Origin of the sequence: Kytococcus schroeteri, from assembly GCF_002847825.1 — a bacterium.
GTDB lineage: Bacteria > Actinomycetota > Actinomycetes > Actinomycetales > Dermatophilaceae > Kytococcus > Kytococcus schroeteri.
Genome location: NZ_PKIZ01000004.1, coordinates 26117 through 49073, shown reverse-complemented (window position 1 = coordinate 49073; position 22957 = coordinate 26117). Strand labels below are relative to the sequence as shown.

General features: G+C 74.2%; 14 protein-coding genes. 7 read left to right on the top strand and 7 right to left on the bottom strand.

Going from position 1 to position 22957, the window contains the following annotated elements; translation table 11 throughout:
* The first annotated feature begins 65 nt into the window (after positions 1-65).
* The 3 genes from metB to CYJ76_RS03010 are packed head-to-tail and all read left to right on the top strand — an operon-like array spanning position 66 to position 5802.
* The gene (gene metB / locus CYJ76_RS03020) at positions 66-1250 is read left to right on the top strand and encodes a cystathionine gamma-synthase (RefSeq protein ID WP_101849220.1); all 1185 of its coding nucleotides are present in this window, start codon (positions 66-68) and stop codon (positions 1248-1250) included.
* Positions 1247-4966 carry a methionine synthase gene (gene metH / locus CYJ76_RS03015; protein ID WP_101849219.1) on the top strand — a complete coding sequence of 1240 codons (3720 nt, stop codon included), beginning with the start codon at positions 1247-1249 and terminating at the stop codon, positions 4964-4966. Before metB ends, metH begins: the two co-directional genes overlap by 4 nt.
* Before the next feature lie 56 nt (positions 4967-5022).
* Complete coding sequence (locus CYJ76_RS03010; RefSeq protein ID WP_070706016.1) at positions 5023-5802, top strand: methylenetetrahydrofolate reductase; 780 nt, start codon at positions 5023-5025, stop codon at positions 5800-5802.
* Between the two features lie 53 nt (positions 5803-5855).
* Here the strand turns inward: CYJ76_RS03010 and pepN are convergent, their stop codons facing one another.
* Positions 5856-8399 (bottom strand): aminopeptidase N, encoded by a 2544-nt coding sequence (gene pepN / locus CYJ76_RS03005; RefSeq protein ID WP_101849218.1) that lies wholly within the window; start codon positions 8397-8399, stop codon positions 5856-5858.
* Positions 8400-8463: 64 nt separating this feature from the next.
* Positions 8464-9324, bottom strand: a complete 861-nt coding sequence (gene htpX / locus CYJ76_RS03000) for a zinc metalloprotease HtpX (protein WP_070705326.1) — start codon at positions 9322-9324, stop codon at positions 8464-8466.
* Positions 9325-9378: 54 nt separating this feature from the next.
* Between htpX and CYJ76_RS02995 the strand changes: the two genes are divergently transcribed.
* From CYJ76_RS02995 to CYJ76_RS02985, 3 genes are all read left to right on the top strand, one after another.
* Positions 9379-10800, top strand: coding sequence for an MFS transporter (locus CYJ76_RS02995; RefSeq protein WP_070705327.1), 1422 nt, complete (start codon positions 9379-9381; stop codon positions 10798-10800).
* Positions 10797-11825 carry an EamA family transporter RarD gene (gene rarD, locus CYJ76_RS02990; protein WP_083323586.1) on the top strand — a complete coding sequence of 343 codons (1029 nt, stop codon included), beginning with the start codon at positions 10797-10799 and terminating at the stop codon, positions 11823-11825. The genes CYJ76_RS02995 and rarD overlap by 4 nt, the downstream gene beginning before the upstream one ends.
* 172 nt (positions 11826-11997) lie before the next feature.
* Entirely contained in the window at positions 11998-14082 is a 2085-nt protein-coding gene (locus CYJ76_RS02985; RefSeq protein WP_070705328.1) for a PhoX family protein, read from the top strand.
* 91 nt (positions 14083-14173) lie between these two features.
* Here CYJ76_RS02985 and CYJ76_RS02980 read toward each other — a convergent pair whose 3' ends face one another.
* Together CYJ76_RS02980 and CYJ76_RS02975 are read right to left on the bottom strand one after the other, a co-directional pair.
* Positions 14174-15145: a polyprenyl synthetase family protein gene (locus CYJ76_RS02980; RefSeq protein ID WP_070705329.1), complete on the bottom strand. Its 972-nt coding sequence runs from the start codon at positions 15143-15145 to the stop codon at positions 14174-14176.
* A gap of 116 nt (positions 15146-15261) precedes the next feature.
* On the bottom strand, positions 15262-15978 hold the full coding sequence (locus CYJ76_RS02975) for a demethylmenaquinone methyltransferase (RefSeq protein WP_101849217.1): 717 nt from the start codon (positions 15976-15978) through the stop codon (positions 15262-15264).
* A gap of 87 nt (positions 15979-16065) precedes the next feature.
* Between CYJ76_RS02975 and CYJ76_RS02970 the strand changes: the two genes are divergently transcribed.
* On the top strand, positions 16066-17553 hold the full coding sequence (locus CYJ76_RS02970; RefSeq protein WP_101849216.1) for an isochorismate synthase: 1488 nt from the start codon (positions 16066-16068) through the stop codon (positions 17551-17553).
* A gap of 70 nt (positions 17554-17623) precedes the next feature.
* Here the strand turns inward: CYJ76_RS02970 and menD are convergent, their stop codons facing one another.
* The 3 genes from menD to CYJ76_RS02955 all read right to left on the bottom strand — a co-directional run bounded on the left by menD (position 17624) and on the right by CYJ76_RS02955 (position 22758).
* A complete protein-coding gene (gene menD / locus CYJ76_RS02965) occupies positions 17624-19432 on the bottom strand; it encodes a 2-succinyl-5-enolpyruvyl-6-hydroxy-3-cyclohexene-1-carboxylic-acid synthase (RefSeq protein ID WP_180802191.1) in 1809 nt (602 codons plus the stop codon).
* Positions 19429-20910, bottom strand: coding sequence for an HNH endonuclease signature motif containing protein (locus CYJ76_RS02960; protein WP_101849214.1), 1482 nt, complete (start codon positions 20908-20910; stop codon positions 19429-19431). The genes menD and CYJ76_RS02960 overlap by 4 nt, the downstream gene beginning before the upstream one ends.
* Before the next feature lie 204 nt (positions 20911-21114).
* Positions 21115-22758, bottom strand: a complete 1644-nt coding sequence (locus CYJ76_RS02955) for an AMP-binding protein (RefSeq protein ID WP_101849213.1) — start codon at positions 22756-22758, stop codon at positions 21115-21117.
* Positions 22759-22957 lie beyond the last annotated feature (199 nt).

Below are 22957 nucleotides of genomic sequence, written 5' to 3'. Positions count from 1 at the left end.
CCGGCACACCGTCGCACCCCGAGAGATGGTCACCGCGGTGCCGGACCCCTGAGGAAGGCCCCAGCATGAGCACGCTCACCCGCACCTCCCTCTCCCGCACCACCCGCGCGCTGCGCACCGGCATCGACACCGACCCGGCGCACGGCGCGGTGATCCCCCCGCTGCACCTCTCGAGCAACTTCGCCTTCGAGGGCCTCGGCCGGCCGCGCCGGTACGACTACACCCGCTCGGGCAATCCCACCCGCGACCTGCTCGCCGAGGCGCTCACCACCCTCGAGGGGGGCGCCGGCGCCGCGGTGACCTGCACCGGCATGGCTGCCGTCACCCTGGTGGCCACCGGCTTCGCCCGGCCCGGCCAGCGCGTGGTGATCCCGCACGACGCCTACGGCGGCACCTGGCGGCTGTTCGACGAGCTGCACCGCCGGGGCGTGCTCGAGGTGGTGGCCGTGGACCAGTCCGATGCCGCCGCCCTGGCCGAGGCCCTCGCCCCCGGCGCCGCCCTGGTGTGGGTGGAGACGCCCTCGAACCCGCTGCTGCGCGTCACCGACGTGCGCGCCGTGGCCGACGCCGCACACCGCGCCGGGGCCCTGGTGGCCGCGGACAACACCTTCTGCACCCCGCTGTGGCAGCAGCCGCTGGAGCTCGGCGCCGACCTGGTGGTGCACTCCACCACCAAGTACCTCAACGGCCACTCCGACGTGGTGGGCGGCGCGGTGGTGGCCGGCACCGACGAGCTGGCCGAGCAGCTGGCGTACTGGTCCAACGTGCTGGGCATCACCGGCGCGCCCTTCGACAGCTACCTGACCCTCCGCGGCCTGCGCACGCTGCCCACCCGCCTGCGCGCCCACGCCGAGGGGACCGCCGCCGTGCTGGACGCCCTGGTGGGCCACCCGGCCGTGGCCGCGGTGCACCACCCGGGCCTGCCCGACCACCCCGGTCACGCGGTGGCCGCTCGCCAGCAGCAGGGCTTCGGGGCGATGGTGAGCCTGGAGCTGGCCGGCGGGCGCGAGGCGGTGGCGCGCTTCCTCGACGGGCTGCAGTGCTTCACCCTCGCGGAGTCCCTCGGCGGCACCGAGTCGCTCGTGGCGCACCCGCCCACCATGACCCACGCCTCGATGACGCCCGAGGCGCGCGAGGTGGCCGGGATCGGCGAGGGGCTGCTGCGCCTCTCGGTGGGTCTGGAGGACCCGGCCGACCTAGCCGCCGACGTCGCCGCAGGGCTCGAGCGGGCCGGGGGTGGGTGTCGATGAGCGCCGCGCCCCTCGTCACCGCACCCACCGCCGGCACCGCCGCCGCCGAGCCCCTCGCCCCCTCCCCCGCGGCCGCGGCGCTGCACGCCGCCGCCCGCGAGCGCATCCTCGTGCTCGACGGCGCGTGGGGCTCGATGTTCCAGCGGATGGAGCTCACCGAGGCCGACTTCCACGCCGACGACACGCCCGACGACCGTGCGCTGGCCGGCAACTTCGACCTGCTCAACCTGGGCCGCCCCGACCTGGTGGCCGGCGTGCACCGCGCCTACCTGGAGGCCGGCGCGGACATCACCACCACCAACACCTTCAGCTCCACCGCCATCGGGCAGGCCGAGTACGGCTGCGAGCACCTGGTGGCCGCCCTCAACGAGGCCGCCGCCCGCACCGCCCGGCAGGTGGCCGACGCGGTGCAGGCCGCCGACGGACGTCCCCGCTGGGTGGCCGGTGCGGTGGGGCCCACCAACCGCACCGCCTCGCTCTCCCCGGACGTCGAACGCCCCGAGCTGCGCACCGTCACGCACGCCACCCTGCGCGCCGCCTACCGCGAGCAGGTGGCCGCCCTGGTGCGCGGCGGCGCCGACCTGGTGCTGGTGGAGACCGTCTTCGACACGCTCAACGCCAAGGCCGCCCTGCACGCCGTGGGCGACGTGGAGCGCGAGACCGGCCGCCGCATCCCGGTGATGCTCTCGGGCACCGTCACCGACGCCTCGGGCCGCACGCTCTCGGGCCAGACGCCCACCGCCTTCGCCATCAGCACCGAGCACGCCGACCTGCTCAGCCTGGGCCTCAACTGCGCCCTGGGCGCCGAGGCGCTGCGCCCCCACCTGCGCGAGCTCTCCGCCGCCACCCCGGCGCTTCTCTCGACGCACCCGAACGCCGGCCTGCCCAACGCCTTCGGGGAGTACGAGGAGACGCCCGAGCACATGGCCGCCGTGCTCGGCGACCTGGCTGCCGAGGGGGTGCTCAACATCGTGGGCGGGTGCTGCGGAACCACCCCGGAGCACGTGCGCGCCATCGCCGAGGCGGTGGCCGGCCACGCCCCGCGCGTGCCCGCCGAGCCCGAGCCCCGGCTGCGCGCCAGCGGGCTGGAGCCGTTCGTGCTCACCGACGAGACGAACTTCGTGAACATCGGCGAGCGCACCAACATCACCGGCTCGCCGAGGTTCGCCCGCGCGGTGGCCGAGGGCGACTGGGACGCCGCAGTCTCCATCGCCCGGCAGCAGGTGGAGAACGGCGCCCAGCTGGTGGACGTCAACGTGGACGAGGGCATGACCGACGGCCCCGCCACGATGGTGCACTTCCTCAACCTGCTGGCCGCCGAGCCCGACGTGGCCCGCGTGCCGGTCATGCTGGACTCCAGCCGGTGGGAGGTGCTCGAGGCGGGCCTGGAGTGCCTGCAGGGCCGCGGGATCGTGAACTCGCTCTCGCTCAAGGACGGCGAGGAGGCCTTCCTGGAGCGGGCCGAGGTGGTGCGCCGCCACGGCGCGGCCGCCGTGGTGATGGCCTTCGACGAGCAGGGCCAGGCCGATACCTTCGAGCGCCGCATCGAGGTCTGCCAGCGCGCCCACGACCTGCTGGTGGGCGCCGGGTGGCGGCCGCAGGACATCGTGTTCGACCCCAACGTGCTCACCGTGGCCACCGGCATGCCCGAGCACGACCGGTACGCGCTGGACTTCATCGAGGCCACCCGGTGGATCAAGCAGAACCTGCCCGGCACCCTGGTGAGCGGCGGCATCTCCAACGTGTCCTTCTCGTTCCGCGGCAACAACGTGGTCCGCGAGGCGATGCACTCTGTCTTCCTCTTCCACGCCGTGGCCGCCGGGCTGGACATGGGCATCGTCAACGCCGGGATGCTGGGGGTCTACGAGGAGATCGACCCGCCCCTGCGCGAGGCCGTGGAGGACGTGGTGCTGGCCCGCCGCGATGACGCCACCGAGCGGCTGCTGGAGCTGGCCGGGTCGTACCGCCACGAGTCCGGCGAGAAGGCCCCCGCGCAGGAAGCCGCGTGGCGCGCCGAGCCGGTGGCCGAGCGGCTGCGGCACTCACTGGTGCACGGCATCGCGGAGTTCGCCGAGGAAGACGCCGAGGAGGCGCGCCTCGAGCTGGGCTCGCCGCTGGCCGTCATCGAGGGGCCGCTCATGGCCGGCATGGACGTGGTGGGCGACCTGTTCGGCAGCGGGCGCATGTTCCTGCCGCAGGTGGTGAAGTCCGCGCGCGTCATGAAGCGCGCCGTGGCCCACCTGACCCCCTACCTGGAGGCCGCCGCGCAGGACACCGGCGGGCACGCCAAGGGACGGGTGCTCATGGCCACCGTCAAGGGCGACGTGCACGACATCGGCAAGAACATCGTGGGCGTGGTGCTCTCGTGCAACGGCTACGAGGTGGAGGACCTGGGCGTCATGGTGCCGGCCGAGCAGCTGCTGGACCGGGCCGCCGAGACCGGGGCGGACGTCATCGGCGTCTCCGGGCTCATCACCCCCAGCCTCGACGAGATGGTGTCCCTGGCCGCCGAGATGGAGCGACGCGGGCTGGCCACGCCGCTGCTCGTGGGCGGGGCCACCACCTCCGCGGCGCACACCGCGGTGAAGATCGACCCGGCGTACTCCGGCACCGTCGTGCACGTCACCGACGCCTCGCGCGCCGTGCCGGTGGTCAACGAGGCGCTGCACCGCCCGGCGGACCTGGCCGAGCGCACCGCCGCCACCCACGCCGGGCTGCGGGAGCGCTACGGGCGCAAGGAGGTGCGGCTGGTGCCGTGGGGCGAGGCCTGCGCCGACACCCGGGCGGTCACCGAGCCCTCGCCCGCCCCCGCGCACCTGGGCGTGCACCGCCTCGAGCCGACCGTCGCCGAGCTGGCCGAGGTGGTGGACTGGACGCCCTTCTTCAGCGCCTGGGAGCTGCGCGGCAGCTACCCGCGCATCCTGCAGGACCCGCGAGTGGGCGAGCAGGCCCGCACCACCTTCGCCGACGGGCAGGCGTGGCTGCGGCGCATCGTGGACGAGGGGCTGCTCACCGCCCGCGGCGTGGTGGGCCTGTGGCCCGCGCACCGCGGCGCCGACGGGCAGGACGTGGTGGTGGACCCCCGCGTGCCCGGGGCCCCGGACGGGGTCGGCGGGACGGACGGAGCGCCGGCCACCTTCCACGGGCTGCGCCAGCAGAAGCACCGCGGCTCCGGCGGGTACGCCTCGCTGGCGGACTTCGTGGCCCCCGCCGACGACCACCTGGGCGGCTTCGCCGTGGGCGTGCACGGGGCCGAGGAGCTGGCCGCCGCGCTGCGCGCCGAGCAGGACGACTACGGCGCGATCATGGTGCAGGTGTTGGCCGACCGGCTGGCCGAGGCCTTCGCCGAGTGGGCCCACCGCGAGGTGCGCACCCGGCTGTGGGGGTACGCCCCCGACGAGGACCTGCCCGTGCCGGACCTCATCCGCGAGCGCTACACCGGCATCCGCCCCGCGCCCGGCTACCCGGCCCAGCCGGACCACACCGAGAAGCGCACCCTGTGGCGCCTCCTCGGGGCCGAGGGGGTGGGGCTGCGGCTCACCGAGCACTGCGCCGTGACACCCGTGAGTGCCGTGAGCGGCCTCTACCTGGCGCACCCGGACGCGCAGTACTTCTCCATCGGCCGCATCGACGACGAGCAGCTGGCGGACTACGCGCGCCGCAAGGGGTGGGGCACCGAGGAGGCCCGCACCCACCTGGCGCCGCTGCTGCGCTGACGCACCCCCGCGACCACCCACCCCACCGACCACCCGCACATCCCCGGGAGGACCCCATGACCCGCATCTCCGTCGAGCTCGTCCCCCGCAGCGAGGAGTCGCTGCTCACCGAGGCCGCCAGCCTGTCCGAGGTGGCGCCCTGGGCCGACACCATCAACGTCCCCGACCTCGTGAAGTTCGACCTGCGCCCGTGGGTGGGCTGCCGCAAGGTGCGGGAGGCCACGCGCCGCCCCGACGGCAGCCCCTACGGCGTGATCCCCCACGTGCGCGCCTGCGACGTGGACCCCGACGCCCCGCTGCCGATGGCGGCCGAGTTCCGCGCCGCCGGCATCACCGAGGTGCTGGTGGTCAGCGGCGACGACGCCGACTACTTCAGCCAGCACACCTACCCGGTGGACGCCGTGGACGTGATCCGCCGCTTCCGTCAGGAGCTGCCCGGGGTGCGGGTCTACGCCGCCCTCGACCCCTACCGCACCGGCATGAGCGCCGAGCTGCGGCAGGTGGAGCGCAAGCTGGTGGCCGGCGCCTCGGGCGTGTTCACCCAGCCCTTCTTCGACGTCGACCACCTGCGCTCCTGGCGGCGGGTGCTGCCGGACGAGGTGGAGGTGTGGTGGGGTGCCACGACGGTGACCACGCTGGCCGCGCTGGGCTACTGGCGGCGCCGCAACCTCGTGGCCTTCCCCCGCGACTTCCGGATGGAGCTCCAGGCCCAGCGGGAGTTCGCCCAGCGGACCATCGACCTGGCCACCGAGTGGGGCGACAACGCCTACCTGATGCCGGTGCGCACCGCCCCGGCGGAGTACCTCGCCGGGCTGCGGGTGCCCGCCGCCGCCTGACCACGGGCACCCGGGGCCGGGGGGATCGGTCCCCGGCCCCGGCGGCCCCTGCCTCAGCCGCCGAAGCGCTCCCGGCTGGCCAGCACCTCGCCGAGCACGGAGCGCTGGTCGACCATGCTGCGACGCACCGCGGCCGAGAGCAGCCCGCTGGCCACCACGCGGTCCACCGCGTCGGCGGTGCGCTGCGTGGCCACCGGCAGCGGGAAGGCCAGCTGCGCCACCCGGGCCAGCGCGTCCTCGCCGAGGACGCCGGACAGCGCCGGCACGTCCGTGAGGTAGCGCTCCACGTAGGGCTCGAGCAGGGCGTCGTCGCCGGAGGACCAGAAGCCCTGCGCCAGGTGGTTGCGCTCGTAGTTGCTGCGGCCGGAGTCCCGACCGGCCAGCTGCTCCCAGGCCCACTGCTTGGCCTCGGGCGTCGGCTCGGCGGCGCGGGCGGTGAGCGCCGAGAGACGCCCCGTCAGCGAACCGTCGTGGCCCTCCATGAGCTCCACCTCACCGTCCAGCGCCCCCAGCTGGGCCAGGCGCTTGACGGCGAACCAGCGGAACTCGTGGTCGGCCTCCAGGCCCTCGGGCAGGGCCTGGCCCCGGGCCCAGCGGCGCACCTCCTCGGCGTCGGTGGAGCAGACCGCCACCACGCGCGCGCCGAGCCAGGCGGCGGAGGTGGCCGGCTCGGCGGTGCGCAGGCGCTCGCGGCCGGCGGCGGCCATGCGCTCCAGCAGCCCCTCGCGTTCCGCTGCCGGCACCATGGTGCGCACGGCCCGCTGGGTGTACCCGCCGGAGATGGCCAGCACCGACGCGTCGGTCTCGGCCGGGAAGGCGTGGACGAAGACCTCCACCAGGTGGCGCGGGTCCACGGTGGCCTCGGCGACGCCGTCGAACAGGGCCGCCCACAGCATCGCGCGGGTGACGGGCTCGGTGACCTGCGGCAGCTGGGTGGGCAGCGCCGCCCACGAGTCCTCGTCGAGCACCGCGGTGGCCCAGGTGGTGTCCGCGGCGTTGGGCACCACCAGGCGCGGCACGGGGCGGCCGGACAGCTCGGGCACCTCCACCCGGTCGCCGTCGAGCTCCACGTCCACCTGCCAGGCGCGGTCGCCGTCGGTCCACCCGGCCACCGTCAGGGCGTGCGGGCGCCCGGCCGGCTCCCCCGAGGAACGGGTGAACACCTCACCGGTGGGCTGCTGGCGCACCACCGTGGCGGTGTCGATGACGGGCAGCCCGTCGGCGTCCTGCCGCGTGGTGAGCTCCACCGCGATGCGGTCGAGGCCGGCGGTCTCCAGCCAGGCCGCCGCCCAGGCCTGCACGTCGCGGCCGGACGCGCGCCCCATCGAGCCGAGGAAGTCCGCCAGCGTGGCGTTGCCGTAGGCGTGGCCCTCCAGGTGGTCGCGGACGCCCGCCACGAAGGCCTCGTCCCCCATCCACGCGATGAGCTGGCGCAGCGCCGAGGCGCCCTTGGCGTAGCTGATGCCGTCGAAGTTCTGCAGCGCGGTGTCGCCGTCCGGCGCCGGCGCCCCGGCCACCGGGTGGGTGGAGGGCGAGCGCTCGGCGGCGTAGCCCCACGGCTTGCGGCCGATGCCGAAGTCCACCCACGCCTCGGTGAACTCGGTGGCCCCCACCAGCGCACGGTGGGCCATGTACTCGGCGAAGGACTCGTTGAGCCACAGGTCGTCCCACCACACCGGGGTCACGAGGTCGCCGAACCACATGTGCGCCATCTCGTGGGCGATGGTGTTGGAGCGCAGCAGCAGGTCCTGCCGGGTGATGGCGCCGGTGAACACGTACTGGTCGCGGAAGGTCACGCAGCCGGGGTTCTCCATGGCACCGGCGTTGAACTCCGGCACGAACACCTGGTGGTACTCCCCGAACGGGTAGTCGATGCCGAAGAGCTCGTGGAAAAAGCTCATGCACTGGCGGGTGACCTCGAACACCTGCGGGGCCTGGGCCTCGAGCTGCTCGGCCAGGGAGGCGCGGGTGTGCACCACCAGCGGCACCTCCTGGCCGTCCGGTCCGCGCCAGGTGTCGCGCTGCTGCACGTAGGGGCCGGCGCAGACGGTGACGAAGTAGGTGGACAGCGGCTTGGTGGTGGCCAGGCGCCACACACCCCCGCCCTCGTGGGTGGGGTCGCCGTTGCCGGTGACGACCCACTCGTCCGGCGCCTTGACCACCACGGCGTAGGGGGCCTTGAGGTCGGGCTGGTCGAAGCAGGCGAACACCTTGGGCGCGGCGTCCAGGAACAGGTGGCCGTAGACGTACTCGCGCTGGTCGGCCGGGTCCACCGAGCGGTGCAGGCCCTGCCCGTCGTTGGAGAAGGGCATGGTGGCGCGCACCACGAGCGTGTTCTCGCCCTGCGCCGGGGTGAGGGGCAGGCGCCCGTCGACCACCGTGGCCGGCTCCACCGCGACGCCGTTGAGCTCCACCTCGTGCACGTCCACGGCCTTGAGGTCCACGAAGGTGGGCTCGGCCGCGGCGGCGGTGAAGACGATGGTGGTCTCGGACTCGAAGGTGCGCGAGCTGGTGGTCAGGTCCAGCTCCACGTCCATCGAGACCACCTCGACGAGCGCGGCACGGGTCTGGGCTTCGTCACGGGTCAGCGAGGGCATGGGGGCCATCCTGCCCCGAGACCCGGCCGCAGGTCACGGGGGATGTGGACGGGGGCCGCGCCCCTCAGCCCAGGCGCTGCCCCGCCATCGCCTCCAGCCGCGCGATGCGCTGGTCCATGGGCGGGTGGGTGGAGAACAGTCGCGCCACCCCCGCCCCGCGGAAGGGGTTGGCGATCATCATGTGGCTGACGGTCTCCACCCGCGGCTCGGGGCGCAGCGGGCGGGCCGACGCCCCGGACTCGATGCGGCGCAGCGCACTGGCCAGGGCCAGCGGGTCACCGGTGAGCCGCGCGCCGTCCTCGTCGGCGTCGAACTCGCGGGTGCGGCTGATGGCCAGCTGGATGACGGTGGCCCCCAGCGGGGCGAGCAGCGCCATCGCGATCATCACCAGCGGGTTGGGCCGGTTCTCCCCCTGCCCGCCGCCGAACCACATCATCATCTGCGCCACCGAGGTGATGGTGCCGGCGATGGCCGAGGCCACCGCGGAGGTGAGGATGTCGCGGTTGTACACGTGCATGAGCTCGTGGCCCAGCACCCCGCGGAGCTCACGCTCGTCGAGCAGCTCGAGGATGCCGGCGGTGCAGCACACCGCCGCGTGCGAGGGGCTGCGGCCGGTGGCGAACGCGTTGGGCGCCATGGTGGGCGAGACGTACAGGCGCGGCATCGGCTGGCCGGCGGCCGTGGACAGCTCGGTGACGATGCGGTGCATCGCCGGCGCCTCGTGCGGCCCCACCTCCCGGGCCCGCATGGCACGGATGGCCAGCGTGTCGGAGTTCCAGTAGGTGTACGCCGTGGAGAGCAGGCCGAACACGGCGAACAGCCAGATGAACCGGCCCCCGCCCACGACGGCCCCCAGGCCCAGGAAGAGGGCCCAGATGAGGCCGAACAGCATCACGGTCTTGAGCCCGTTGTGGTGTCGGTGCATGGGGCGATCCTCCCACCCCGGGGCACCGCGCGGCCCCGCTCCTACACTGCCCGGGTGACGACCTCCCCCTCCGCCCCGACCGAGCGCGCGGAGGGGTGGCGCCTCCTGGTGGTGCTGCTCGTGCCCACCTTCATGGCCCTGGTGGCCGTCTCGGTGGTGAACGTGGCCCTGGCCCCCATCGGGGACTCGCTCGGGGCCAGCAGCTCCCAGCTGCAGTGGGTGGTCTCCGGCTACGCCCTGGCCTTCGGGCTGCTGCTGGTGCCCGCCGGGCGGCTGGGCGACCAGATCGGGCGACGACGGCTGCTGGGCTGGGGCGTGGCGCTTTTCACCGCCGGGTCGCTGGTGGCCGCGCTGGCCCCCTCGCCCGGGGTGCTCAACGCCGCGCGGGTGGTGCAGGGGCTCGGCTCGGGCCTGGTGAACCCGCAGACCATCGGCCTGATCCAGCAGCACTTCCGCGGCGAGCAGCGCGCCCGCGCGTTCGCGGCCATGGCCACCACCGTGGCGCTGGCCACCGCCGTCGGTCCCGTGCTCGGCGGGTTCCTCATCCAGGCCCTCGGCCCCGAGGCGGGGTGGCGGTGGATGTTCGCCCTCAACCTGCCGCTGGGGCTGGCCGTGCTCGTCCTCGCCCCGCGGTGGGCCCCGGACGACCGCGCCTCGGTGGGGACGCGCCCGGACCTGGACCCCGTGGGCACCCTGCTGCTGGGAGCCACGGTGCTGTGCCTGATGGTGCCCTTCGTGGAGCGGGGCGGCCCCGCGGCCTGGGCGCCCCTGCCGGTCGGGATGCTGCTGGCCGCGCTCTTCGTGGTCTGGGAGCGCCGCTACCGGGACCGCGGCGGCTCCCCGGTGGTGGACCCACGCATGTTCTCCGTGGAGCCCTTCCGCAACGGCATCGCCGTGGTGTCGGTGCACTTCGTGGGGGCCACGAGCATCTTCCTGGTCATCCCGCTGTGGATGCAGATGCACCTGGGCCACAGTGCGTTCGCCGCGGCGCTGGTGCTGCTGCCCTCGTCGGTGGGCGCCGGCCTCTCCGCCCAGTTCGCAGGGCGCCACGTGCTGCGCTGGGGGCGGCGGCTCGTCATCGGCGGCTTCCTCGTGGTGATCTGCGCCCTGCTGCTGCTCGTGGCGCTCACCCCGCTGGTGGAGTCCGGGCGGGTGCCGTGGTGGGCCTGCGCCGCGGCCGCCGCGCTGGTGGGCGCGGGCCAGGGGTGCGTGGTGAGCCCCAACACCACGCTGACCCTGCAGGCGGTGGATCCCCGGCAGGGCGGGGTGGCCGGTGGGCTCATGTCCCTGGGGCAGCGCATCGGCACCGCTGTGGGCACCGCCCTGGTGCCGGGCGTACTGTTCGCCGTCCTGGATGCGGGGCAGTCGTGGTCGGTGGCGTTCCGCACCGCGCTGCTCACCATCGTCGCCCTGGCCACCGTGGCCCTGGCCGTCAGTGTGGTCGACCTGCGCCGTGAGAGGAGGACCCCCCGATGAGCACCCACCCCACCCCCGCCCCGGCGGCGCCGACGGGAGGTGACCCCGCAGCGGCCACCCCCGCCGGCACGCCCTCGCCGGCTGCCGGCCGCGGCGTGCTGTACGGCTTCGGCGCCTACCTGCTCTGGGGCGCCTTCCCGCTGTACTTCGCCGCCCTCGCCCCGGCCGGGCCGTGGGAGATCCTCGCCCACCGCGTGGTCTGGTCGCTGCTCTTCTGCCTGGTGCTGCTGGCCGCCACCCGCCAGCTCGGCGCGCTGCGCGGCGTCCTGGGCACCCGCCGTCGGGCCCTGGCCATGACCGCCGCCGGCCTCACCATCGGCGTCAACTGGACCATCTACGTGGCCGCGGTGACCACCGGCCACGTCACCGAGGCCGCCCTGGGCTACTTCCTCAACCCGCTGGCCACGGTCGTCATCGGCGTGGTGGTGCTCCGCGAGAGCCTGCGCCGCTGGCAGTGGGTGGCGGTCGGCATCGCCGCAGCGGCCGCGGTGTACCTCACCGTCGACTACGGCCAACCGCCGTGGATCTCGCTGGCCCTGGCGCTGAGCTTCGCCACCTACGGGCTGCTCAAGAAGCAGGTGGGGGCCTCGGTGCCGGCGCTGCACTCGCTCACCGCCGAGACCGTCGCGCTGCTGCCGGTGGCCACCGGCATCCTCGTGTGGCTCGGCACCTCCCCGACGGGGTCCACCACCACGCACCAGACCTTCACCGGCCACGGGGTGGGCCACATGCTGTGGCTGGCCTCGGCCGGTGTGGCCACGGCCATCCCACTGCTGCTCTTCGCGGCCGCCGCCTCCCGGGTGACCCTGGTGACCATCGGCCTGCTGCAGTTCCTCACCCCGGTGCTGCAGCTGCTGGTGGGCGTGCTGGTGATGGGCGAGCACCTCTCGGTGAGCCGCTGGATCGGGTTCGCGATGGTGTGGTGCGCCCTGGTGGTGCTCATGACCGACACCGTGGTGGCCGCCGGGCGCCGGCGCCGCCACGACCGGCTGGCGCGGGCCGCCGGGGGCCTGAGCGGCAGCTGAGGCGCGGCGCGGGGACCGGCTGCGGGCGACCACGGCGACGTTCCCCCATCGGCCACGCAGCCGTCACCGGGAGTTCACCGGGCGAACACCGCTCCTCCATGCGCGCTTCCTAGGATCGCGCGAGGGCTACCTGCCCCCAACCACCCTCTCTGATCCCCTGCGGAGGCTCGAAATGCGCAACGACGGACGTCGCCTGCTGCCCATCCTGAACTCGCCGATCACCGGTGGCCGCCAGGCGGTCACCTGCCACTACCGCTGCAACAACGCGTGTGCGCGCCCGGTGCCCAACACCTCGGACAACCAGACCTTCGCCGAGGTCGTGGCCGAGGGCGCTTCCCGCCGCCAGGTGCTCATCACCGGTGGCCTGGGCCTGGCCACCGCCGCTGCCTTCGCCGCCGCGGACACCCGCACCCCGGCCGTGGCCGCCGACATCGCCGAGGCCTCCGAGGGCCCGCTGGGCTTCAAGGGCATCGCCCCCACCCCGGCCGAGGTGGACGAGTTCAAGGTGCCCGAGGGCTTCGCCTGGAACCCGCTGTGCAACTGGGGCGACCCGCTGACCCCCGACGCCCCGGCGTTCGACATCAAGAACCAGTCCGAGGCCGCGCAGAAGCAGCAGGCCGGCTACAACGCGGACTTCGTCTCGGTGATCCCCACCGGCGACAACACCGCCGTGCTCTCGTTCAACAACGAGTACGTCAACCCCGAGCTCATGTTCGACGGCCTGGCCGACGCGCGCCCGACCGCCGACCAGCAGGCCGTCCTGCTGGCCGCCCACGGCCTGACCATCACGGCCCTGCAGCGCGCCTCCGCCGAGGACTTCTACGAGCGCGACCTGAACTCCCCGGTGAACCGCCGCATCCACCTGGACACCGAGTTCGCCTTCACCGGCCCCGCCGCCGGCTCCGACCTGCTCAAGACGAAGGCCACCCCGAAGGGCAAGAACGCCTTCGGCACCATGAACAACTGCGCCGGTGGCGTGACCCCCTGGGGCACCATCCTGTCCGGCGAGGAGAACTGGAACGGCTACTTCCTCGGCGACGCCGACAACGCCGCCGCCCAGGAGGAGTACGAGCGCTACGGCGTGGTCACCAGCGCCGACGAGCTGTCCAACTACTTCCTGGACGCCGCCCCGCGCTTCGACCTGCGCAACGAGAACAACGCGCTGCACCACTTCGGCTACATCATCGAGATCGACCCGATGGACCCGACCGCCACCCCGCGCAAGCACACCGCGCTGGGCCGCTTCAAGCACGAGGGCGCCAACGTCACCATCGCCGCCAACGGCCACGCCGTGGCCTACATGGGCGACGACGAGCGCTTCGACTACATGTACAAGTTCGTCTCGCGCAAGAAGTACGTCGAGGGCAACAAGCAGCACAACATGACGCTGCTCGAGGACGGCGACCTCTACGTGGCCAAGTTCTCCGGCGACGGCTTCGAGGACGGCGTCTCCGACGGCTCCGGCATCTGGATCCCGCTGACCCAGAACGGCAAGTCCGTGGTGCCGGGCATGTCCACCGAGGAGGTGCTGGTGCTCACGCGCCTGGCCGCCGACAAGGTGGGCCCGACCAAGATGGACCGCCCCGAGGACGTGGAGCCCAACCCGGTCAACGGCCGCATCTACGGCGCCCTGACCAACAACTCCAAGCGTGCCCCCGGCGAGATCGACGAGGCCAACCCGCGCGCCGAGAACAAGCACGGCCAGGTCATCGAGATCACCGAGGCCGGCGGCGACCACACCGGCACGAAGTTCACCTGGAAGCTGGTGCTCATCTGCGGTGACCCCACCGACCCGACCACCTACTTCAACGGCTACGACAAGTCGATGGTGGCCCCCATCTCCTGCCCGGACAACGTCGCCTTCGACAAGGCCGGCAACCTGTGGATCTCCACCGACGGCATGCCCGGCACCCTGGGCCACTGCGACGGCCTCTACGCGATGCCGGTGGCCGGCGAGAACATGGGCCTGCTGACCCAGTTCCTCTCGGTGCCCACCGGTGCCGAGTGCTCCGGCCCGCTGGTGTCCACCGACAACACCTCGGTGTTCGTCGCCGTGCAGCACCCGGGCGAGATCGACGGCGCGAGCACCACCAACGTGTTCTCGCAGTTCCCGTACAAGGGTGACGGCTTCCCGCGCCCGGGCGTGGTCGAGGTGAAGCGCACCAAGGACGCCCCCGGCCCGATCGTCGACACCGGTGTGGCCTCGGGCTCGGCCTTCGGCTCCGCCCAGTCGCGCGTGGGCTCGCTCTTCGGCTGATCCCCCCTCGCACGGCAACGGCCCGCTCCCCGATGGGGGCGGGCCGTTGCACGTCGTGGTGGCGGCGTCGCGGTGTGGGTGCCGGCGGGGCTCAGGCCACGCGGTCGGCCACGGCGCGCACGAGGCGGCGCAGCTCGTCGGTGACCTCGTTGCTGCCCAACGGGTCCAGCACGGCCGCGGTGTCCTCGGCGTAGCGCAGCGTGTACGCGCGGGCCTCGGCCAGGGCCGGGTGGGCGCGGAGCAGCTCCACCGCCTCGGGAAGGTCGGCCTCGACCACCGGGCCGGCCAGCAGCTCCCGCAGTCGGGCGCCCTCGTCGTCGGTGCTGCGACGGGCGAAGAGCACCGGGAGGGTGGCCTTGCCCTCGCGCAGGTCCGTGCCGGGCGTCTTGCCGGACTCCTCGGCGTCGGAGGCCACGTCGAGCAGGTCGTCGGCCAGCTGGAAGACCAGGCCCAGCCGCTCCCCGAACTCGGCCATGAGCCGCACCGTCGCCTCGTCGCAGCCACCCAGACGGGCGCCGTACTCGGCCGCGGCGGCGATGAGGGCGCCGGTCTTGTCCGCGAGGACGCCCAGCAGGTGCTCCACCGGGTCCACGCCCTCGGGCACGGGGCGCTCGTCGCGGATCTGGCCGGCGCACAGGCGGATGAAGGTGTCGGCCTGCAGGCGCACCGCATCGGGGCCCAGCTCGGAGACCAGGGCGGAGGACCGCCCGAAGAGCAGGTCGCCCACCACCACGGCGGTGGCGTTGCCGTAGCGGGCGTTGGCGCTGGACACCCCACGGCGCAGCTCGGCCTCGTCCATGACGTCGTCGTGGTAGAGCGAGGCCAGGTGCACCAGCTCCACGGCGGCCGCGGCCTTGACCACCTCGTCGGTGACGCCCTGCCCCAGGTGGGAGACGAGCAGCGTCAGCTGGGGGCGGAAGCGCTTGCCCCCGGCCTCGAGCAGGTAGGCCGACGCCTCGGCGATGAACGGGTCGTCGTGGCGGACGACCTCGTGGAGCAGGGTGTCGACCCGCTCCAGTCCGGCGGCGACGCCGTCGACGGCGTGCTGGCGGGCGTTCTCCACAGTCAGTCCTCGGGTGTGCGTGTCGGGGTGCGGCGGGCCGGGCAGGTCACCCTGCCGGCCGGGTCTGCAGGCCGCCGGCGGGGCGGGTCCCTGCAGGGGGATGGTCGTGCAGGGGGTCAGTATCGCGCGAGGGCGGGGACGTCGGCGCGCTGGGCGGTGTGCAGGGCCACCACGCCACCGGAGAGGTTGCGCCAGCGCACGTCGGTCCAGCCGGAGCCGACCACCAGGTCACGGACGCCGGCCTGGGCGGGCCACGCCTCGATGGACTCGGCCAGGTACTCGTAGCTCTCCGGGTTGGACGAGACCCGGCCGGCGATGGCGGGCAGCGCCTTCATGAGGTAGCGCTCGTAGACGGCCCGGAAGGGCGCGAGCGTGGGGGTGGAGAACTCGCACAGCACGAGGCGGCCGCCGGGGCGGGTGACGCGGGCCATCTCGCGCAGGGCGACGGCCGGGTCGGCCACGTTGCGCAGGGCGAAGCTGATGGTCACGACGTCGAAGGAGGCGTCCTCGAAGGGCAGGTCCATGGCGTCGGCCCGGGTGAAGGGCAGGTCCGGGCGGCGACGACGGCCCTCGGCGAGCATGCCCTCGGAGAAGTCGGCGGGCACCACGTCGGCGCCGGCGTCGGCCAGCGGCTCGCTGGAGGTGCCGGTGCCGGCGCCCAGGTCGAGGACGCGCAGGCCCGGTCGGGGTGCCACGGCCCGGGTGACGGCGCGACGCCAGAGACGGGCCTGCCCCATCGAGAGGATGTCGTTGGTGCAGTCGTAGCGAGGGGCGACCTCGTCGAACATCTCGGAGACGTGGGACGGGTCCTTCGCGAGGCTGGCGCGGCTCATGGGGCCAGTCTCCCACCCCGGGGCGGGGCAGGCGGTGGTGGCCACCTCCGGTGGCGACGGGCGGACCGGTGGCTACGCTCACCGGCGATGAACACCCCCCTCAGCACTCCGTCCCCGTCCCTGCCGCCGGTGCCGCGGCTCGTGGTCCGCACCGAGGTGCACCCGGCCGACGGCGTCGGGCTCGGCCGCGTGGTGCCCGAGGTGGCCGCCGGCGACGTGGTGGCCTGGGTGCGGCGCCGTGAGGGGATGGTCGGCTGGGGACGGGCGGCCACCGCGACCGTGACCGACGCCGGCCCCGATCGCTGGCAGCTGCTCAGCCGGTGGTGGCAGGCGGTCGTCGAGGCCGCCGTGGACGAGGGCACGACCTGGGTGGGGGACGCGGCCCCGGCGGGCGATGCGACTCCGGTGGACGACGCGGCCCGGGCGGGCGATGCCCCCGACGGCTCCTCCGGGGAGCCGGCCCTGCCGCGCGGTGCGGGGCTGGTGACCTGGGCGTCGGCAGCCTTCCGCGACGACTCCCCGGCCGGGTCGGCGCTCGTGGTGCCCGAGGTGGTCGTGGGCCGCAAGGGCGACGTGGCGTGGGTGACCCGGATCCGCCGGGCCACAGAGGGTGTCGTCGACGACGGTGCCGCAGGTGGTGCCACCGCTGGTGCCGGTGCGGACGGTGCTCCCGTGGACGGTGCTGCCGTGGACTCGTCCACCGCGGTGACCGGGCTGCCGCCGGAGTCCCCCGCCCCGCGGCGCCCGACCGGCATCGTGGACGAGCCCGGCGACACCCCCGACGCCGGCTGGCCGGACGTGGTGCAGCGGTGCGTGGACGCCATCCGGCAGGGGCGGGCACAGAAGGTGGTGCTGGCCCGCGACGTCGTGGCCACCGCCGCCGAGCCGATCGACCTGCGCTGGCTGCTCACCCGGCTGGTGGGCGACTACCCCGACACCTGGGCGTTCGCCGTGGACGGGCTGGTGGGTGCCACCCCGGAGATGCTCGTGCGCCTGGACGCCGGGCACGTGTTCTCCCGGGTGCTGGCGGGCACGGCGGCCCGGGCGGCCGACGTGGAGGACGACCAGCGCGCGGCTGACGCCCTGCTGGCCAGCCGGAAGGACCTGTCGGAGCACGCGTTCGCCGTGGACTCGGTGGTGGAGCGCCTCTCGCCGCTGTGCAGCGCCGTCGTGGCGCCGCGGTCGCCGGCACTGCTCACGCTGCCCAACCTGTTCCACCTGGTGAGCGATCTGGACGGACGGGCCGAACCGGGCACCACGGTGCTCGAGCTGGCCGGGGCGCTGCACCCGAGCGCGGCCGTGGGCGGCACGCCCCGGGAGGCGGCGCAGGAACTCATCGCCGAGTTCGAGGGACGCGACCGTGGCCGGTACGCCAGCCCGGTGGGCTGGATGGACGCCCGCGGCGACGGCGACATGGGCCTGGCCCTGCGCTGTGGCCGGGTGCTGCCCGAGGACCCGCGGCAGCTGCGGATGTGGGCCGGTGGCGGCATCGTGGCCGAGTCCGACCCGGACGCCGAGCTGGCCGAGACCCACACCAAGCTGGCCCCGATGCGCTCGGCCCTCGCCGGCGACTGAGGCTCTCCACCAGCGCCCGACCCAGCAGGGGCCCCGGGCACCGCCCGCCACCTCACACCTCCCGCACCACTCAGCCCTGCAGCACGGCCTCCACCACCCGGAGGCCGCGCGGCCGGTCGGACACGGCGGCCCGCAGCCCGTCCACGCTCGTGGCCCGCTGCACGGGCACCCCGTAGGCCGCTGCGAGCGCCGACACGTCGACCCCGGTGGGCGTGGTGAACACCCGCCGGAAGGTGTCCTCGCCGTGCGCCTCACGCCACGGCGCGCGGCCGTACTCGAGGTCAGAGAAGATCGCACCCCCGTCGTCGGAGAGCACCACCACCGTGAGGTCCGGGCGGGGCTCCCCCGGCCCGACCGCCAGGGCGTTGGCGTCGTGCAGGAAGGTCAGGTCCCCGACCAGCGCCGTGGTCGGCCCCTGCGTCAGGGCCCACCCGGCTGCCGTCGACAGGCACCCGTCGATGCCCGCCAGCCCACGGTTGCCCACCACGCCGGTGACGCCCGGCCCCGGCCCCGGGGTCCACAGGTCCATCGACCGCGGGGCCCGCGAGCTCCCGAGGAAGAGCAGACCCTGCGTGGCCTCGGCGACGACGGCAGCCGCGCTCGCCGTGGTCAGCCCCGACGCCGCGCCGGCACCTCCCACCGCGTCATCGGACCGGACCGGTCCCCCGGCCGCGAGCGCGCCGGCAGCCTCACCGGCGGCCCGCCAGGTGGTCGCCCAGGCGCCGTCCGAGCCCTCTGCCGCGGTGCCGGACAGCCCAACCCTCGAGGCGCCGTCGCCAGGTTCCCCCAGCACCAGGGGGTGCACCCGCTGCACGCGGTGGCCGGGGTCCGGCCACGTGGTGCCGGCGGTCACCGACTCGACCACGACACCGTCGCGCCGCACCAGGCGTCCCACCGACCGGTGGAGCGTCAGCCGCCCCACCACGAGCACCCGCTCCGGCGCGTGGTCGGCCAGGAAGCCCTCGTCGTCGAGCACGCGGATCCCGAACGGCACGGCACCGTCAACACCGAACCGGCCGAACGGCTCGGCCACCACTGGCCACCCCCGCGCCCGGGCACCGGCCTGCACCGCCCGGGCCAGCTCCGGTCGCCCCAGGTCGCCGAGCAGGACGAGCGTCCGCTCCGGGCCGTCCGGCAGCAGCGCGACGTGTGTCCCCTCCTGGACCTGCTCCGGCGAGACGTCCCCCGCCCCGTCCACCGCCGTCCAGGGCGCTCCGTCCGGCCGACCGGCCATCACGTCAGCCGCCGGCGCGTCGGTGACCTGGTGCGTGGCGACCTCCACCGGCGGCATGAGCGGGTCGCGGAAGGGCACGTTGAGGTGCACGGGCCCGGCGGCGCCGCCGAGGGCGCCGGTGGCGGCTGACACGCACCGGTCCACGGCGGTGCGCCACGACGCGACCTGGGCAGGGTCGACGGCACCGTCCACTCCCGCCACTCCCGCGGTGCCCGCCGTCGCGCCGGGCGTGCCGAGGTCGACCGCGAGCCGCACGTCCCGCAACAGACCCGGCTGGTGGGTGGTCTGGTTGGCCCCGGTGCCCCGCAGCTCCGGCGGCCGGTCCGCGGTGAGCGCCAGCAGCGGCACCCCCTGGTGGTGGGCCTCCAGCACCGCCGGGTGGAGGTTGGCCACCGCGGTGCCCGAGGTGGTCACGACGGGAACCACCCGACCCGAGGCCACAGCGAGGCCCAGGGCGAGGAAGCCTGCCGTGCGCTCGTCGGTGCGGACGTGCAGGCGCAGCGGCACCGCGGGGTCGGCGTCGGTCGCGGCCAGCGCGTACGCCAGCGGGGCCGACCGCGACCCCGGACACAGCACCGCCTCGGTCACGCCACAACGCACGAGCTCGTCGACCAGGACGCGGGCAGCAGCGGTGGAGGGGTTCACGCGGCCCATTCTGGACTCCTGCCCCCGTCGCCCCGACGCCCTGGTGGCGGGCCCGGTGGTCTTCTCCGCAGGCGGACCGTGGCCCGCCCCTCGGCGTCCCGGGTGACCACGTGCTCCACCAGTGGGTCCTCGACCATCCGGTTGTGCCGACCGCACAGCGGGATCGCGTTGGCCAGGTCGGTCCGGCCTCGGCCCGCTCCCGTGCGCCCCGTCCCAGCAGGACCGTCACCCCTCCGCCCGGACCAGCCATCCACGTGGTGCATCTCCGTCCAGGCGAACGGCCGATCGCAGTCCTCGGCCGCACAGCGCGCGTAGAGGTGGGCCAGCGCCATCCGCTGCGACTCGGTGAAGAACCGGCGCTGCGTGCCCAGGTCGAGCGGCAGCGACTCCCCGCCCATGACGGTGGGGACGATCCCCGCCTGGGCGGCGATGCGCCGGACCTGCCCCGCCGAGACCTTCTCCCCGACGTCGGTGAGGCCCGCCCGGTCGGTCTCACCCCGGAGCGCCGCCAGGTCGGTGGACACGATGACCGTGTACGCCGTCCGCCCACCGAAGTGGTCCGTGGGCAGGTGGTCGATGAGCTCGGCGAGCGCCTGACCCCGCTCGGCGGCCCGGTCGCGAGCGTTCTCAGGGGCCCGGTCGCGAGGCGGGTCAGCCACCGGCGCACCGTCGACTCCCTGCCCGGGAGCACCCTGCCGACCACGCCCCTCGGCACCCGCACCGGGCCGTACCCGCCGCCGCGGGCCGCTCAGCGAGGCCAGCACCTTCTCCAGCAGGCGCCCCTGCAGCGTGGGCACGGAGAACCTGCCGTGCGAGACGCCGTCCGGGCCGTGGTGGATGGTGAACGACGCCGCCTCGTGCGCGGCCCGCTCCTGGCCGCTGAGCAGCTCGTCCTCGTGGGCGTCGACGACCTCCGGCGGCACCGGCAGGGCAGCGAGGCACCGGCGTCCCTCCTCCCGGACGGACCGAGGGGACAGCCGCGTGGCCTTCTCCACGAGATGCCGCTCGACGCGGCGACGGTCCTCCGCGGTCACCCACTCCGGCAGGTCCCGCAACGCCTGCGCGACGGATCGCGCGTGCTCCGGCGTGATGGTCCCCGCGTCCAGCGCCTCCGCCGTGCACTCCTGGCCCGGCTCACCCGGTGCCAGCACTCCGCTGCCGAGCTCCTCCGCCAATCGTCCGGCCCGCGCCGCCGTGGGTCCGTCCAGCCGCCCGCCCCGTCCGAGGAACTGCCCCTCGTCCAGGTGGTGGGACCGGCCGGCCTCGCGCTCCCGGCGGGCCAGCCCAGCGATCCGCAAGCGCACCGCCTCGAGCCGGTTGCGGGCCCGGAAGACCTCATCGTCGAGCGCTCGCAGCTCCTCGACGGCCACGCCCGGGCCGTCACCGAGCGCCGCAAGCTCCGCCAGCACCCCGTCGAGCTCCCGGTGCACCGCAGCCACCCGTTCCCGGGCACCGCGCAACGCCGGCACAGCCCCCATCGGACCGCCACCGCCCTCCGTGATGCGTGGTGCCACCGTGCCTCCCCAGGTCCCACCCGCCAGACCCCCGTCCGACGCGATGCACCAAGAGTAGTACATGTGAGCCAGTATCCGCAGACCCTCACCCGAACATGTGGACGAGCACCCGCCTGCACCCGGCCAACCGCCCGGCCCTGTGGACACCCGCCCACAGGGCCACCCGGCTCAGCGCTTCTCCAACCCCAGGATCGCCAGCGCCTTCTCCCGCATCTCCACCTTGCGCACCTTGCCCGTCACCGTCATCGGGAAGGACTCCACGACGTGCACGTACCGCGGGATCTTGTAGTGCGCCAGCTGCCCGGTGCAGAACTCCCGCACCGCATCGGCATCGACCGTCTCCGCACCCTCGCGCAGCACCACCCAGGCCATGAGCTCCTCGCCGTACTTCTCGTCCGGCACGCCGATCACCTGCACGTCCTGCACCGCGGGGTGCTGGTACAGGAACTCCTCGATCTCCCGCGGGTAGATGTTCTCCCCGCCACGGATCACCATGTCCTTCATGCGCCCGGTGATGGCCACGTACCCGTCCTCGGCCATGACGGCCAGGTCCCCGGTGTGCATCCACCGCGCGGCGTCGATGCTCTCGGCGGTCTTCTCCGGCTGCTCCCAGTAGCCCAGCATCACCGAGTACCCGCGCGTGCACAGCTCACCGGTCTCACCGCGGGGTACCGGCCGCCCGGTCACCGGGTCCACCACCTTGACCTCCACGTGCGGCATGACGCGTCCCACGGTCTCGGTGCGGTGCGCCACGTCGTCGTCGGACATGGTCATGAGCGACACCGGCGAGGTCTCGGTCATGCCGTAGCAGATGGCCACCTCGGCCATGTTCATCTCGTTCATGACGCGGCGCATGATCTCCGCCGGGCAGGGCGAGCCGGCCATGATGCCGGTGCGCAGGGCCGAGAGGTCGAACTCCTCCTCACCCTTGTCGAGCAGCCCCAGCTCGGCGATGAACATGGTGGGCACGCCGTAGAGGCTGGTGCACCTCTCCTCGGAGACCGCGCGCAGCGTGGCCACGGGGTCGAAGGCCGGGGCGGGGATCACCATGCACGCCCCGTGGCTGGTGGCCGCGAGGTTGCCCATCACCATGCCGAAGCAGTGGTAGAAGGGCACCGGCAGGCAGATGCGGTCGGCCTCCGTGTAGTGCACGCGCTCACCCACGAAGTACCCGTTGTTGAGGATGTTGTGGTGGCTGAGGGTGGCGCCCTTGGGGAATCCCGTGGTGCCGGAGGTGTACTGGATGTTGATGGGGTCGTCCGCGCCCAGCTCGCCCTGGCGCGTGGCCAGCGCCGCGTCGTCGATGCCGTCGCCCGCCGCCACGAGCGCGTCCCAGGACTCCTCCCCGATGAAGACGACCTCCTCGAGCTCGGGGATCTTGGCCCCCACACGCTCCACCATCGCCTTGTACTGGGACGTCTTGTGCTCCACGGCGCTCACCAGCCAGCGCATGCCGGACTGCCGCACCACGAAGTCCAGCTCGTGCTCGCGGTAGGCCGGGTTCACGTTGACCAGTACCGCGCCCACCTTGGCGGTGGCGTACTGCAGCAGCGTCCACTCCGCGCAGTTGGGGGACCAGATGCCGATGCGCTCGCCGACGCCCAGCCCCCGGGCGAGCAGCCCCTTGGCCAGGCGGTCCACGTCGGCCACGAACTCGGCGTAGGTCCAGCGGCGCCCGGTGGCGCACTCGACGAGGGCGTCCCGGTCGCCGAAGCGGGCGGCCGTGGCGTCGAGGTTGTCACCGATGGTCTGGCCGAGCAGCGGCAGCTCCGAGGTGCCGGAGACGTAGGAGAGCGCGGCGGGAGCGGGCATGGGTCCTCCTGAGGACGTGAGGGGCATCACAGTGGGGACCACTGTGCCACGGCCACCGGGACCGCACACCGCCCCGTTGCCGGGCCGTGACCGACTCCCCAGCGGGCGCGCCCCTGCATGAGGGGATCCTCATCCGCGGCTCATGGCGCCCTCACGGCCGGCTCCTAGCGTGCAGGGCACCGCCTCCCGCAGGCACCCC